This is a genomic window from Psychrobacter sp. FME6 (genome assembly GCF_014861365.1).
In the GTDB taxonomy this organism is placed as follows: Bacteria; Pseudomonadota; Gammaproteobacteria; order Pseudomonadales; family Moraxellaceae; genus Psychrobacter.
In genome coordinates, this window is the sequence record NZ_RRYW01000024.1 from 1 (window position 1) to 15,727 (window position 15,727).

Sequence of the window (15,727 nt, forward strand, 5' to 3'; positions counted from 1 at the left end):
TCTAGGTCTTTTTTTCACCTCGCATTTGGTATTGCACTTCATGTGTTAATCTAAGGCTATAAAAAAAGCCCCTTTCGTCAATGACAAAAGGGGCTTTTTAGTGGTTATCACTCATTTATTATAAACTAAATGAATCTAAATAGAAGAGCTACTAACCTAATATAACAACCGAAGTGCCGCCGTAAGATGGTGACCCATGAACCGTGAAGTTCAGGGCGGATGCGTCATTACCTCGGCAGGTTTCCTGATACACCGCAAGCGGTGCAGGCATACACAATGAAGTAATAGGTACCACATCCTGGTAAAGCATTATCGGCTCAGGGAATAAACATCTACTAGCCAACACTTCAGAATACATTTATCTTAACCAATGGCTTGAGGGATTGCAAGTACGAATTACAGATTGGTACTTATACAAATTGATACTTAGACTTAATAATTGGCATTATTGAGGTCATCACCTCCTAAAAAATCATTCAAATGGAAGCATAAAAAGCGCTTGATTGATAGCCTAAAAGGTCAATTTTTCAGCTATTTTGAGATGTGTGTTAATATAGAGGGCTTTAGAGATCCTAATACAGCATCATAGGCGTTCATTCACTTGAGGAGCGGTAATCAATGACCAACACCCAGCAACCATCAGAAGCTATTAATGATAATAAAGCGCAGCTTAATAATAAGCGAGATAGCGCAGAGGATAAAAAAACACCGCATGTCTTAATGATATTAGATGGTTTTGGGTATCGAGAAGATGATAAGGACAATGCGATCGCCGCCGCCAATATGCCAAACTTAGATAAGATTTATCAACAATATCCACATGGCTTGATATCAGCTTCAGGAGAGGATGTGGGATTGCCAGATGGTCAGTTTGGTAATTCAGAAGTGGGGCATATGAACTTGGGTGCTGGTCGGGTTCTTTATCAAGATTCGACCCGTATCTCAAGTGAGGTAGAAAATCGTGAGTTCTATAAAAACGAAGCGTTAGTCAATGCCGTAAAAGCGGCGAACAAGCTTGGTGGTAACGTCCATATTATGGGTCTGCTATCAGATGGTGGTGTGCATTCGCATCAAGACCATATCGAAGCGATGTGTCACTCGGCATTGGTACATGGTGCCAAAAACGTCTTTGTGCATTGCTTCCTAGATGGCCGTGATACCCCGCCCAAATCTGCCGATAAGTACATCAATCGTCTGCGCGACCATATCAATAAGCTCAATGCGCATTATGAAGGGGGCCGCGTACAGATTGCCAGTATCATTGGTCGCTACTATGCGATGGATCGTGACAATCGCTGGGATCGCGTACAAAAAGCTTATGAGCTGATCACTGAGGGTAAAGCGGATCGTTTGTCGACCCGTGCTGATGGTGCGGTGCAGGCGGCTTATAAAGCGCGCGAAACCGATGAATTTATCAACCCGACTGTGGTGATTGGTCGTGATGAAGTGCCATATACCGTTGATGATAATGACGCGCTTATTTTTATGAACTTCCGTGCTGACCGTGCTCGCGAGCTTGCGCAAGCCTTTGTATTGCCCGATCATGAGTTTTCAGGTTTTGCCCGTCATAAACAACCAAAACTTGCGGCATTTGTGATGCTGACTAAATACTCAGATATTTTGGCAGACAACCCAAAAACCAGTATCGCTTATTATCCAACCTCATTGACCAACACGCTTGGCGAGTATTTGCAGGATAAAGGTAAAACCCAGCTACGTATCGCGGAAACTGAAAAATACGCCCATGTGACGTTTTTCTTTAGTGGTGGCCGTGAGGAAGAGTATAAAGGCGAAACCCGTATCTTAGTACCTTCTCCCGATGTTGCGACTTATGATCTAAAACCTGAAATGAGCGCCCCAGAAGTGACCGATGAATTGGTGGCGGCTATTGAGTCTGGCAAATATGATGTGCTGGTGGTCAACTACGCCAATGGTGACATGGTCGGGCATACCGGTATATTCGACGCAGCGGTGCAAGCTGTAGAAGCATTAGATGTCAGCGTTGGTCGCGTAGCAGCAGCAGTTCGTGCAGCGGGTGGGGATATGCTTATCACGGCAGATCACGGGAACTGTGAGCAAATGCAAGATTACGAGAGCGGTCAAGTCCATACTCAGCATACGACAGAATTGGTACCACTCATTTATATTGGTGAGCAAAAAGTAACAGTACGTGATGGTGGTAAGCTTAGTGATGTGGCACCGACTATCTTAGCGTTAATGGATGTTGAAGCACCCGCTGAGATGACAGGTGAGAGTTTATTGATTCCAGCATCATAAGCCTGTTATTTAATATGTTGACAGCTTCTTAGTACGGCTAAAACAATAAAAGTAGAAAGGAGGGATAGTGATTATCCTTCCTTTTTTTATGTGTTTTTTACGATACATTTCGCCTAAGTTACTTGCAATACTAGCCTAGTCTTAGATAGTGGCTTAGTGCTATTTTATAGGATATTATTCATAAATGACCATACAATAACTTTAAAAATACAGTGATTTTTTTATGCATATTATCAAACCTCTATTTTTATTAATGTCTAAAAGATTGGAAAAATCAACGATGACAGTATCTATTAATACTAATTTTCTTAGCTTTCGTTTATTAAAACCGGCACTGATTACAGGTTTGATGGGATTTACTGTAGTGAATATCCCTGCCCATGCCGCTCTCAATAATGATGACAGTAATCCAACGGCAAGTTTGCAATTGATTAGCTTAAATGCAGATGATGTGCCAATCAACAATGGCGCTGATGACTTATCAGATATCGCCGATTTGTTAGAATCTGCAGACCAAGTCGATGACTCAATAGATGCTGTGCCTGATGAAAGCGTGTTGAACAACGACTCAGATGACATTAATACGGATATTCCAGAAGAAGTCGCGGAGGTGTCATTAAAAGCTATATCTCCTGAAACGCTAAAAACATTTGTCGCCGTGGTTGATTTAGTTCGCCGTGAATATGTTGATGCTGTGAATGATGAGGAGTTATTCAACAATGCGATGAGTGGTATGTTGACTAAGCTCGATAGTCATGCAGAGTTCTTAGATGCCGAAGCTTATGAAAATCTGCGCGCTTTTACCGAAGGGGACGTTGGCGATATCGGTATCAAGGTGGAATATCAGTCAAAAATTGGCTACTGGGTCATTACTGAGGTCATTGACGATTCACCTGCCGATAAAAAAGGCATCGCTGTTGGTGATTACTTGCATCAAGTTGCCGAGTTTAAACTTGATCAGGACAAAGAGAATAATGATATCGAGCAACTTTTAACTGGGATTGCTGGTACGCAAGTGGATGTTGTGACCTCTAAAGCGGGTCGCCGTAAACATACCACGACTTTACAGCGTAATAATAACCACCCACAAATTATTGAAACAAGGCTTACGGATGGAATCGCTATTGTTAGATTGCCCGCGTTTCAAAATAATAGCCGTGAAAAATTGCTACAAAGTTTAATCAACTTAGAAGCCCCTGTATCAGGTATTTTATTAGATATGCGTGACAATCCAGGAGGGGTGTTAACGTCGGCTATAAGCGTCGCCAGCTTGTTTATGAATGATACCGATGTGGTACAAGTAAAAGGCCGCCAAAGTGACTCACGGACGCTATCGACTCAAGGTACGGCGTTACTCGAATCATTACCAGTAGTTGTTTTACAAAACAGATATTCAGCGTCAGCAGCAGAAGTGTTGGCCAGTAGCTTGCAAGCGCAAAAGCGTGCCACTATCGTTGGTGAGGTCAGTTATGGCAAAGGGTCGGTGCAGTCGGTGATACCGCTCAATGATGAGCAGGCAGTTAAGCTAACCGTCGCCAACTATATGACGGCATCAGGCAGGAAGATAGACGGGATTGGGGTAGAGCCTGATGTGATATTATCAGGTAGTGAGCGTACATGGGAGCAGCAGGCGCTTGACTTGTTGCAAGAGCAAGCACTTGATTCGGGGGTTCGTTTTGTCCGAAAACCCTCTGAAAAAGATAAGGCTGGAACCAGCAATAAAAATTTATAACAGGAGCACGTAGCTAACAAAGTATCGTTTTTATTTAGAACTGCCTATACTAAAACTAAAATAGGCTGTATCAAGCTTGATTGGCTGACAGAAATAAGCTAACGAAATATCATAACCACATTGTGGTTTTTGCCGGTCATGATTTAGAATAATTTTCATCGATTTCTAACTTTTTCATGCGATAGCGTAAAGAGCGAAAAGTGGTCCCAAGCAGTTCTGCCGCTTGAGTTTTATTCCCGCCAGTTTGTTTAAGTGCAGTGATAATCAGCTGTGTCTCTTGTTCTTGTAAGTAATGCTCCAAACCTTCAGACGGTAATTCGCCATCAGCGAAGGCACTTGGGTTGGCTGACGTGTCGTTCTCAGTCTCAATAAAGTGACGATCGATAGATTGTTTTTTACGGTCGTTATTAGTAATAGTGGCATTAGGTCGCTCTACCTCGTTAGCGACTGAGCGCTGTATCATAGAAGAGTAGTGCTGAATATTAGTACGATAGGGGTGCAAATTAGAGGTTGTTTGCTGCATCTTTGCCGTGGTCGTTCTGTCTGTAGGCTGAGAGATGTGCTCTTGATTGTCTATCGATTGCGTTGCCAGTGGCTCATGTATTTTTTGCTCGGATAACTGAATATTAGGAATACTTGAGAGCCCATTTTGACCTTGAGATATTGTACTTTGATTAGCAACGTCAAAGTCAGCATCAAGCTCGGGTAGGCCTAAATGACTGACATCAATATGTGACGTTTCCGCTAAGGTTACAGCGCGCTCGAGTATATTACGTAGCTCACGGACGTTGCCAGCAAAATCATGGCATTGTAAGCGCTGGCAAGCCTCCATCGTTAATGATGGCGGCGTCTCTAACTGCCATTCACCAGCAATCATGGCCAAAAAATATTCTGCCAAGACAGGAATATCATCACGACGCGAATTAAGCGTTGGTAGCTTTAATTCAATAACATTAATACGGTAGTACAGATCTTGTCGAAACGTACCATCCTGCACCAACTGGCTCAAATCTTTATGGGTTGCAGATAAGATACGAATATCGACTGGCGTTTCTTTTGTATCGCCAATGGCACGTACCGTTTTTTCTTGGATGGCTCGTAGCAGCTTTACTTGCATCGCCAAAGGCAAGTCGGCCACCTCATCTAAAAATAAGGTACCACCGTTAGCCTGCTGGAAAAGACCTTGCTTGTCAGCGACAGCACCTGTGAAGCTGCCTTTTTTGTGACCAAAAAACTCCGACTCCATGAGCTCTGAAGGTATCGCCCCACAGTTCACTGGCACAAAGCTGCCATCCCTGCGCGGGCTTAAGTCATGAATCAATCTGGCGACTACTTCTTTACCCGTACCAGATGCCCCAGCCAAAAACACGGGTGCTTGCGAGCGGGCCAATTTTAAAATAGTTTTTTTGAGGGGATGCATCACGGCAGAATCACCGATGAGTCTACTGTCTAACATTTTTTGTTCGGGTGTAGATTCAGGTGTGGTTTGCGCTTCGCTATCTCGATGAATAACCTTTAGGGCATTTTCGACTAATTGACGTAAACGTGGCAGCTCAAGTGGCTTGTTAACGAAATCAAAAGCGCCCATCTTTAATGCTTCAATAGCTAAGTCCATACTGCCGTGTGCGGTAATAACGGCTATCGGGGTATTAGAGCTATTGCTAACTTCTTTTACCAGCTCCAGCCCTGAACCGTCAGGCAGCTTTAGGTCAGTCAAGCAAAAATCATACTCATTTTCTTGCCAGTATGATCTTGCTTGTGCCAGTGTATATGCCACATCACTTTTGATACCCATTTTATTCAAAGTAATCTGCATTAATCGGCACAGATCTACTTCATCATCAACGACTAGTGCGGTTTTTGTCATACATCATCTCATCGTGTTCAACAGCTATAAAGTATTAAGGTTTTAAACGAAACAAGGGTAAAGCCCTTTTGCAGAATACCGAGGAATCAATCGTATACAGCTTTTTATAGCAAATATTTAAGAGATCAACCTTTTTCATAAGACAAACATCTTACTTTACAAAAACTTTAATCAAGGGAGTCTTCAGTATTTTTAAAGGTAGTATCAGAGTTGGTCGCAGGAGCAATCAAACGAAAGCAAGTTTTTTCGTGCTCAGGAATACAAAGTAAACGGGCTTGATTAGCTTCACAAAATGCTTGCGATAAATACAATCCTAAGCCTGTTCCTGCTTCATCTGTGGTAAAAAACGGGTTGAATAAATGCGGAATATCGTCAATATTAACACCAGCACCCCCATCTAAGATATCAATTATAACATCGTTATCTGCACAATAAATTTCGATTTCCACAAAGGCATGAGGGTGAGCGTAGCTACTATGACGTAAGCCATTGTTAATTAAGTTAATTAAGATTTGCTCTAATTGATGGGTATCGAAAGAGATGGTGGGTTGAGCCTTAATATGCAGAAAAATATCGTGTCCTTGAAAGTAATTCTCTAAAAATGTTGGTACCCACTCGGTTAACGCAACCGACTGCTGTTTTGCCGCTTGTTGTCGCGACAGCTTTAGAATGTCCTCGATGATACGATTCACCCGCTTCGTCTGTGAAAATATCATTTTATAAAGCTCGTAATTACCAGTCGTATCGCTGCTTAATGCACTAGCTGCCATACTGTCATCTGTTGTGTTTTGCGTAGTACTTTCTAGGCTATCCTCCATCAGCAGCTGGCTGGCTTGTGAGATAGCCGCTAGTGGATTTCTTATTTCATGAGCGATACTGGCTGTTAATTGTCCTAAAGAGGCCAGTTTTAATTGTTGGGCGCTGGCTTGTTCACGGCGTAAGTCTTCCAGCAGGATCAATTTACTGCCATCTTTTAATGGGATGATTTGTACTCGTAGCTTGCCAAATATGGAAGCGTTTGCTACCGCAGGCAAGTCATAAGTAAAGCTGCGCGACTGCCCAGCTGCTACCGACAAACAAGCCTCAAACAGCTGCGAATGCTGCTCATTGAGCTGCTGCTGGAAGTTAGATAGAAGGGTGTTACGAGAGTTATTTCGCCTATTTTGTTTATCAACGGTGGTGCTGTGCAACAACTCTCGCGGATTATGTGAAATGCTCAGTAATTGGTGAGCCGCAAGGTTTGCCAAGACGATATGCTGGGTATCGATAACAATGACACCGCTAATCATTTGCGTGACCACTTCTTGATTGATGACATTCAGTCTTTCGACTTCTTTGGCATGATTGGCGGCTACTTTTTCAAGCTGTACTAAGCGGTGCGAGATTGACCAGCTCAAGCCACCGACCGCTAAAAAGCTCGCTGACATGAGTAAAGCATCAGCCAAATTGGCCAAATTCATACTATTGGCAATGGCATAAAAAAACTGTTGATAAATGACAAAAATAATAGCGAGTAGGGTAATGATTAATGCTTGTGAGCCTTGCAGTAGCATAAAGCTTGCTGCCACGACCACCATATAAAGCATGGTCAACTGCAAGTCAGGCGCACCTGCGGTATACAATAATAAGCTTAATATAATGACATCTAATGCCAGTCCAAGCGCTAGCTGCCGTTGCATTTTTTTATGCACAACATAAAACAAGCCAAGCAAGATTAAGCTAAGAATGACATAAAAGCTGAGTGCGGTCTGCTGCAGGAAGCTTGGTAGGGATGTGCTACCACCCGTGCGAGCAGTGATATATACCGTTAGCATAGAAAACAAACTAAGAACAAAGCGATAACTGCTATAGATGAGACCTAGTCTGCGCAGTTGCGATAGAGGGAGGGTGTCTTCGCGATGTAAATAGTGAGTGATAGCAGTAGCAGACTTCATAAATTGACCGTCATAAAAGGATAGATGCTTAAGTGCTTAAATGACTTATGGTTGAATCAGGCCGTGACGAATTGCCAAATGAGTCAACTTGACATCACTATCTACACCGACTTTTTCGTAGATACGGTAGCGATAAGTATTAATAGTTTTGACACTGACAAACAGCTGATCGGCGATTTGTTGCGGGCTTTGACAGTTGACGACCATCATTGCTACCTGTTTTTCACGATCACTCAATAAGTCAAAAGGTGAATTGGCATTATCTGATAATAAAACATCAGCCAATTGCTCGGCGACATCTTGGCTAAAGTAGCGCCCGCCTTGATAGATTTTTTTGACCGCTCGAATCATCTCCTCGAGAGGTGTGCCTTTAGTAATATAGCCATTGACACCCGCTTTGATAAGCATGGAGGGATAAGGCTGTGCTGACATACTACTCACGGCCAATATCTTAATACCCATATTCAGTTGAATTAAGCGTTTGGTTGCTTCAAGTCCACCAATATTGGGCATATTAACATCCAGTAAAATCACATCAGGATGTAGTTGTTTGGCCAGTTTAATGGCCATATCACCGCTATCCGCTTCGCCAACCACTTCGATGTCGGCACTGTCTGATAACATACGGCTGATACCCATTCTTACCAAATCATGATCATCTACTACCAATACTTTAATCATAACGATACTCTTTATTATTTGTCAGAATGAAGGTTTTTATTGATGCTAAATGACCGGCAAAACCAAACCGTGGTGTCATTTTTTTATTTCTGAGAAGGTGAAATACTGTTACTATGTTATATAGATGTTATATGAATTTCGCCGTTTAATATAACAAAATACGAATGATTACAGCATTCAAAGTTAAATTATATTGCTGCAATGTGAAGCAATGTTTCTATAATATAAAGTAGTTGTAGCAAAACTTGAATTAGGTCAAAATAAACCATTAAATCAGTTTGATAGATTAAACTTAAATGCAAACCATGATACACTAAAAATACAAAAACTCTATATGAGTACTTACAAACACATCCATAAATGCTACGTACGTTGTTGCTATTAGTTAGTATGTAACTGATTTTCTAATTACTGACTTTTAATTAAAGTTACTAATTTTAATGGCATCGCGGCAGCAGGGGGCATAATGAAGCAACTACCATTAACCAAACAGCAATTAATCGCTGCTATGATTTCATTGAGTTTGGGCGGTGTTGCACAAGCGGCATTGACTATTAATGGTAGCGCTGACAATGGCTCTAGTGCTCGTATAAGCCGAGGTGGAGCCGATAGCTTATCTGAAGCACGCAACATCATGTATAAGTCTAAAGGCTCTGCTATCAAAAAAGTCGATACGGGTTACGGGTCGACTAATATCACTAATACCAACAGTTTTGGCAGCAGCAATAACAGTTACAATAGCAACAATACTTTCAACACGACTTATCGCGGTGCTTTTGGTAGCAGTGATATGATTCCAATTAGCACTGATTCGCGCAGTGTTGCCGTCATTGATGCAGAAACGGGTGAGTCTATTTATGAAAAAGACGCCGACATTGCCCGTCCGATGGCCAGTATTAGTAAAGTAATGACTGCGATGGTGGTATTGGATGCGGGTCTCGATATGCGTGAAGAGATTACGCTCGATCCAGAAGATTTCGTTGGTCCTAAACGTGCAAGCTCACGCTTAAAATCAGGCGATCGTCTAAACCGTGCTGAAATGCTATTGATGGCATTGATGAAATCAGAAAACCCAGCAGCGAAAAGTCTAGCGCGTAACTATCCAGGTGGCTATAAGGCCTTTATCCGGGCGATGAATCGTAAAGCCCAAGATCTAGGTATGACCACTGCCTATTTCGGTGATCCCACGGGACTTGATAAGCGTAACGTTGCTTCATCAAATGACTTAGTCAAAATGGTACGCGCCGCTGGTAATTATGATGTGATTCGTCGTTTCTCTACTACTAAGAGCTATGACTTCTTTGTTTCAAACTATTCGAGTGGCAACCGCACTTATAAAGCCAATAATACCAGCAGTTTGGTACGTGCAGGTAACTATCCTATTGGTATCTCAAAGACAGGTTTCATTAACGAAGCGGGCCGTTGCGTGGTGATGGAAACGCGTGTGAATAACCGCCCAGCAATTATTGTTATCCTAGGCGCGAATAGCTCAGCCACACGTTGGGGCGATGCTAAAAATATCCTAAACAGCTTAGCGACACGCCGTACGGTGTAAGGTTATTGCTTAAGCATTTATAAAAAGGCTGTTATCTCACATAACAGCCTTTTTATTGTGTGGCGCCATTGTACGGAGAAATGTATTGTGCTGAGTAATGTATTGAGAGCAAGGAGCGTTAAATGGTTCAGACATCAACTTCTCGAGTGCCAAAACTGTATCTGTTGACCAATGACGACGAGTTTGCGCTTCTATATAAGAAATTAGAGGCAGCACTGGGGACAGGGTTAATCGCGCTATTACAAATCCGGCGAAAACAAACCTTGGCGCTAGCTGATGGTGAGTCCAGGCTTTACAAGGAAGCACTGAAAATAGTAGATTTGGCTAAAGCGCACAATGTACCAGTTGTCATGAATGATGATATCGATTTGGCTGTAAAACTTGGCATCGGGGTTCATCTTGGTCAAGAAGATGGCAGTATTCACGCCGCCAAGCAGCGTATAGCAGCCAATCAGATTATTGGTCGTACCTGTCATGGCGGCGTGACGTTGGTCAAAAAGGCGCAAGATGAAGGGGCGAGTTACGCGGCAATGGGCGCTGTTTTTGCCTCAAATACCAAACCAAACGCTGATACTATTTCGCGTCAGCAGCTTATTAATGGCTGTCAGCAAGGTATCAATATTTGCGTGATAGGGGGACTAACGGCAGAGAACGTCTCAGAGCTGGCAGGCTTGCCTATTAGCTATGTAGCGGTAGTGGGTGATATTATGGATTTGCCTGTAAAAAGCATTGCTAAGCGTTGTCAGCAATGGCAGCAGGTGTTTTCTAAGTCAACCTTTTCTAAGTGGTCTTCTGAATAAAAAACCCTGCTTGATAGCTACTATCTTTTATAAAAGCGCCTCTTTACTCAGCATGCTCCATACATAGGGTAGCGTAGGGCAATGCTTCTAAGCGTTGCTCTTCGATTTGCTTGCCGCACACCTCACATTCTCCATAAGTACCGTTCTCTATACGGCTTAAGGCATTTTCGACATAGACTAAGCTTTGACGTGCTTCGCCCATTAGGTTTTTGCGCATATCATTTTGACGATAAGAAATCGCTTGGTCTTCCCAGTGTTCATTAAGGTCATCTTGTGGGTTTTGGATGTGATCTTCGATTTTTCTGATTCGATTTTCATATTCATCTTTTAGTTTTAGTAGATTCTGCTTGGCAGTATTTAAATCGATGCTCATCGTATGCTCCTAGTGGATTATTTTTATTGTTTGTCTTCTTTATGATGATTTTTTTATGATAAGTAAGGTTTGTGATAAAGAGTCCCTCTATCATAGAGGTCATAATTTTTGAGTACCACCACGAAATGTTACTGATCGTTTTATCGAGCCGATGGATATTTATGAGTTTTTGAGAGAAAACTGCTAGAATACACCGCCTTAAATTCTTGCTGGGTCAGCTGTGCTATCGTTCTTTTTAAGTGAGCTGACTATAAAAAACCAACGGTAAGATAAATCGATTAAACAGATTAAATAGATTTGATAACCATTATTTAAGAACAGGCAGTCAACCGTCACATTGTAGATTAATAATAGATGCTAAATAGGAGCAGGTAATGAATTTTTTGCGTATGAGTGAGCTGAGCTTGACCGACAAAGTAGTGTTGATTCGAGAGGATCTCAACGTACCTATTAAAGGCGGTAAAGTCACGAGTGATGCTCGTCTGCAAGCCAGTTTACCTACTATAAAAATGGCGCTAGAAAAGGGTGCTGCGGTTATTGTTTGCTCACATTTAGGGCGTCCAACTGAAGGCAGTCCTGAGGCGGTCTACTCACTGGCGCCAGTGGCTGATTATTTAAGCGATAAACTAGAGTCACCAGTGAGCCTTAATACTGATTATTTGACTCAAGGTGTGTCAATTAAAGCCGGTGAGGTAGTTTTATTAGAAAACGTGCGCTTCAATAAAGGTGAGAAGAAAAATAACGTGGATTTAGCACAGAAATACGCCGATTTGTGCGATGTATTTGTCATGGATGCCTTTGGTACGGCACATCGAGCGCAAGCGTCTACGGAAGGCGTCACTCAAGCTATGCGTCAAGCGAATAAAACGGTTTGCGCAGGACCTTTATTGGCAGCTGAGCTTGATGCTCTAAGCTTAGCACTTGAAACACCCGCGCAGCCGATGCTGGCCATCGTTGGTGGTTCGAAAGTGTCGACTAAGTTAGAGGTTTTACACAGTTTGGCGACAGTGTGCTCACAAATTATCGTGGGTGGTGGCATTGCCAATACTTTCTTAGCCGCGCAAGGCCATAGCGTTGGTGCCTCGCTATACGAAGCAGACTTGGTCGATACTGCTCGTGACATTATGAGTAAAACTGAGATACTACTGCCTGAATATGTCGTGGTTGCCGATAAGAACGACATTAACTTTGATGATTTTATGGGCTCTTTACAACAGGCTACTGCCACCATTAAGTCTGTCGATGCCATTGGTGACAATGACATGATTTTAGATATCGCACCAGATAGTGCAAAGCAGTTGGCTGATGCCATTATCAATGCAAAAACTATCTTATGGAATGGTCCCGTCGGCGTTTTTGAAGTCGATGCTTTTGGTAATGGCACGCAAATATTGGCATCTGCGGTTAAGGCTAGCGCTGGTTTTTCAATCGCTGGCGGCGGTGATACGTTAGCTGCAATCGATAAATATCAAATCGCTGATGGTGTCAGCTATATGTCAACAGGTGGCGGCGCATTTTTGGAGTTTGTAGAAGGCAAGGTGCTTCCCGCTGTTGCTGCATTACAGATTGATGCTTAAGCGCTTAACGATACTCAGAAGTTAAGTAACATTAGGCATACAACTAATGATGGGCATCTAGGGTAGTCTGTGAAAATAATATTTTGGTCATCACTCTTGTCCGTTTTTATACGGATTAATTAAGTGTTGATAGCCAACTATTATTATCAAGTGGTTGCTTTATTGTTAAGTAATCATTATTTGTCTATATACTGAAAATTGTTATTGTATGTCCCACTTGCGCACTATAAAATAGCGCAACCATTTATTTTGACATGCATTATTTACGAGAGGTTTATTATGTTAAAACGTCATTTGTTACTTGCTAGCGTACTTGCTGGTACTTTTGCAATCACCGCATGTAGCCAAGAAACACAAGATAAAACGGAAGCTGCTGCTGAGTCGGCTGGCGATGATGCTGCTGCCAACACTGAAGAAGCTGCTGCTGAAACTGAAGCCGCTGCTGCTGATGCAGAAGTTGCTGCACAGAATGCTGGTACTGAAGTTGCTGAAGGCGCTGAAACAGCTGGTGCTGCCGCCACAGATGCGCTAGAAAACACGGGCGAAGCGGTTGTAGTAGGTGCAAATGAAGCCGTTGCCAATACCGCGGAAGTGGTTGCTGATGGGGCATCGGCCGTTGAGGACAAAGCCAGTGAAAACGCAGTAGAAGCAGAACAACAGTACTAAGCCGTTCAATGACTAATCTATTGGGGTACTCTCGATTGAGATACAACTTGAGTGATTAGAGTTGATAGTTGCTTTTATGAATAGCTGCTTTCGTTAATGGCCGCTTTATAAGCTCTCAAAATACTAAAAAAGCCTTGGTGATTGCCAAGGCTTTTTGCGTTGCTGATTATTTTTTAGCTGAGACTATAATTAAAATACTTTAAAAACGCTACGATACTGCTGGTATAGTTTTTTTGTAGCCTCTGTCTGCGTAGGCACAGCAAGCAAGAAAAAACGGTACCTGCAGTAGGTGATGTATCGATTTTACTTTTCACTGACTATCAAAAAAGCGAAAGAGGACTCCACCCGACATTAGGGTGGAGGTGAATTTCGCATCACTAGCTAACCTCGCTGGTTCTGAATATATTGTTTAATAATATCTAATGGCGCACCGCCACAAGAGCTTGAAAAGTAGGAGCGTGACCAAAGCACAGGTTTAGAATAAGCTGCTCTTAAATCAATAAAATCACCCCTCATTCGTCTACTGGTGACTGACTTCAAGTTATTAACCAGTTTGCTTAATTGCACTGTTGGTGGGTACTGGATAAGCATGTGAATATGATCCGCTTCACCGTTACATTCTTTTAACTCAGCATCAAAACTCTTGCACACCTCAGCAGCACACTCACTGAAATATTCATGATGTAGCTCACCTAAGACCTTTTTTCGGTACTTGGTAATAAAAACCAAATGAACGTGGAGGTTAAAGGCGGCATGACGGTTTTTGTATATCTCACTCATTGTAATAAAAACTCTTAAGTGCTAGTATTATAAGTATATTACTAAATGCACACTCATTAATAAAGAAGGCATTTATGAAAATCAACAAAGCGTATAAATTTAGGCTTGAGCCTAATACGGAGCAGGAGATTGTTTTAAATAATCTTGTCGGCTCTGCACGTTTTGTTTGGAATCAAATGCTAGCGATCTCATTTGAAATGTTTGCTAAAGATGAGTTTATCAATGCCACCAACCTTGTTAATAAAATCATGGGTCTAAAGAGCAACCCTGATTTTGCATTCTTAAAAAGCAGCTCAAACGCGGTGTCTTTACAACAAAAAGTACGTGATCTGGCATCGGCTTGGTCGCGTTTCTTTGATCCTAAAGTACATGCCAGATTAAAAGAAAATAAAAAGAAACCTCGCAAACCCAAGTTCTTTAAACTGGCTGACGGCACAGAAATCCAGCTACGCCCGTTGATGCCAAGATTTAAGCGCAAATCAGATGGGCGCGACTCAATTCGCTTGGTTCAGTTTGATAAATACTGCCGTGTTGAGGGCAACCGAGTAAAACTGCCTAATGGCATTGGCCTGGTGAAGTTTAGGAAGTCGCAAGACATTATTGGTACAATTAAAAATGTCACCATCGGCAAGAAATCGGGGCACTGGTACGTGTCGTTTGGCACAGAGCGCGAACTGGCTGAGAACCCTCGCCACTCCTCTAAAAGCGCCATTGGCTTAGATATGGGTATCAGCAAACTACTCACCACCTCAGACGGTCAGTACATCAAACCTAAGAACAGCTTTAAAGCCAATCAAGTAAAACTGGCTAAATTACAGCGTCAATTAAGCAGGAAGGTTCTGTTTAGCCAAAACTGGAAAAAGCAGAACCGCAAGATTCAAAAGCTACACCATCATATCGCTAACATTCGCCATGACTACTTGCATAAAACCACCACCAGTATCAGCAAAAACCACGCCATGATTGCTTGTGAGGATTTAAAAGTCGCCAATATGTCGAAATCAGCCAGTGGTACGGTGGAGAATAAAGGTCGTAATGTCAAAGCCAAGTCAGGATTGAATAAATCAATCTTAGATCAAGGTTGGGGCATGATGGTCAATATGCTTGAGTACAAGCAGCAATGGCGCGGCGGCTTACTGATTAAAGTAAATCCACGATACACTAGCCAAACTTGCTCTAGGTGCCAGCATATCGCTAAGGAAAACAGACAAACTCAGTCTAAATTCGAGTGCGTCAAATGCAGGTATGTTGCGAACGCTGATTTTAATGCGGCTCGTAATATATTAGCGGCAGGACATGCCGTATTGTCTGCGGAGGGAGGATGCAGTAAAGGTCGCCCGTTGAAACAGAAAACAAGTGACCCTCGTGAGAAGGTCGCCTAAGAGCATTTGCTTTTAGAATCCCCCACTTGAGCTTTGCGAAAGTGGTGGGAGTATGTCAAATAGAATGAGTCAGAAACTCATTCTGTCGGTTTTAAAGTGAATC

The 15,727-nt window shown here is 42.5% G+C and carries 12 protein-coding genes and 1 other RNA gene; 7 read left to right on the forward strand and 6 right to left on the reverse strand.

Going from position 1 to position 15,727, the window contains the following annotated elements; translation table 11 throughout:
* Nucleotides 1–161: 161 nt before the first annotated feature.
* Nucleotides 162–357: non-coding RNA, 6S RNA (gene ssrS, locus EI162_RS05200), on the reverse strand.
* A gap of 261 nt (nt 358–618) precedes the next feature.
* Between ssrS and gpmI the strand changes: the two genes are divergently transcribed.
* Both gpmI and EI162_RS05210 read left to right on the forward strand, forming a co-directional pair.
* Nucleotides 619–2,277: a 2,3-bisphosphoglycerate-independent phosphoglycerate mutase gene (gene gpmI, locus EI162_RS05205; RefSeq protein ID WP_192523365.1), complete on the forward strand. Its 1,659-nt coding sequence runs from the start codon at nt 619–621 to the stop codon at nt 2,275–2,277.
* Nucleotides 2,278–2,557: 280 nt separating this feature from the next.
* Nucleotides 2,558–4,009: a S41 family peptidase gene (locus EI162_RS05210; RefSeq protein WP_225736906.1), complete on the forward strand. Its 1,452-nt coding sequence runs from the start codon at nt 2,558–2,560 to the stop codon at nt 4,007–4,009.
* A gap of 136 nt (nt 4,010–4,145) precedes the next feature.
* On the opposite strand, the gene EI162_RS05215 is transcribed toward EI162_RS05210, so the two are convergent.
* From EI162_RS05215 to EI162_RS05225, 3 genes are all read right to left on the reverse strand, one after another.
* Complete coding sequence (locus tag EI162_RS05215) at nt 4,146–5,876, reverse strand: sigma 54-interacting transcriptional regulator (RefSeq protein WP_192523367.1); 1,731 nt, start codon at nt 5,874–5,876, stop codon at nt 4,146–4,148.
* A 167-nt stretch (nt 5,877–6,043) separates the two neighbouring features.
* On the reverse strand, nt 6,044–7,810 hold the full coding sequence (locus EI162_RS05220) for a sensor histidine kinase (RefSeq protein WP_192523368.1): 1,767 nt from the start codon (nt 7,808–7,810) through the stop codon (nt 6,044–6,046).
* 45 nt (nt 7,811–7,855) lie between these two features.
* A complete protein-coding gene (locus EI162_RS05225) occupies nt 7,856–8,491 on the reverse strand; it encodes a response regulator (RefSeq protein ID WP_192523369.1) in 636 nt (211 codons plus the stop codon).
* 466 nt (nt 8,492–8,957) lie between these two features.
* Between EI162_RS05225 and EI162_RS05230 the strand changes: the two genes are divergently transcribed.
* Nucleotides 8,958–10,046, forward strand: a complete 1,089-nt coding sequence (locus tag EI162_RS05230) for a serine hydrolase (RefSeq protein WP_192523370.1) — start codon at nt 8,958–8,960, stop codon at nt 10,044–10,046.
* A gap of 122 nt (nt 10,047–10,168) precedes the next feature.
* The gene (locus EI162_RS05235) at nt 10,169–10,846 is read left to right on the forward strand and encodes a thiamine phosphate synthase (protein ID WP_192523371.1); all 678 of its coding nucleotides are present in this window, start codon (nt 10,169–10,171) and stop codon (nt 10,844–10,846) included.
* A 43-nt stretch (nt 10,847–10,889) separates the two neighbouring features.
* Here EI162_RS05235 and EI162_RS05240 read toward each other — a convergent pair whose 3' ends face one another.
* Nucleotides 10,890–11,219 (reverse strand): TraR/DksA family transcriptional regulator, encoded by a 330-nt coding sequence (locus EI162_RS05240; protein WP_192523372.1) that lies wholly within the window; start codon nt 11,217–11,219, stop codon nt 10,890–10,892.
* Nucleotides 11,220–11,593: 374 nt separating this feature from the next.
* Here EI162_RS05240 and EI162_RS05245 point away from each other — a divergent pair, with 374 nt between their 5' ends.
* Both EI162_RS05245 and EI162_RS05250 read left to right on the forward strand, forming a co-directional pair.
* On the forward strand, nt 11,594–12,796 hold the full coding sequence (locus EI162_RS05245) for a phosphoglycerate kinase (protein WP_192523373.1): 1,203 nt from the start codon (nt 11,594–11,596) through the stop codon (nt 12,794–12,796).
* Between the two features lie 279 nt (nt 12,797–13,075).
* Entirely contained in the window at nt 13,076–13,462 is a 387-nt protein-coding gene (locus EI162_RS05250) for a hypothetical protein (protein ID WP_192523374.1), read from the forward strand.
* A gap of 381 nt (nt 13,463–13,843) precedes the next feature.
* Here EI162_RS05250 and tnpA read toward each other — a convergent pair whose 3' ends face one another.
* Nucleotides 13,844–14,242, reverse strand: coding sequence for an IS200/IS605 family transposase (gene tnpA / locus EI162_RS05255; protein WP_192523375.1), 399 nt, complete (start codon nt 14,240–14,242; stop codon nt 13,844–13,846).
* A gap of 74 nt (nt 14,243–14,316) precedes the next feature.
* Here tnpA and EI162_RS05260 point away from each other — a divergent pair, with 74 nt between their 5' ends.
* Nucleotides 14,317–15,624 carry an RNA-guided endonuclease InsQ/TnpB family protein gene (locus EI162_RS05260; protein WP_192520979.1) on the forward strand — a complete coding sequence of 436 codons (1,308 nt, stop codon included), beginning with the start codon at nt 14,317–14,319 and terminating at the stop codon, nt 15,622–15,624.
* The last annotated feature ends 103 nt before the right edge of the window (nt 15,625–15,727 follow it).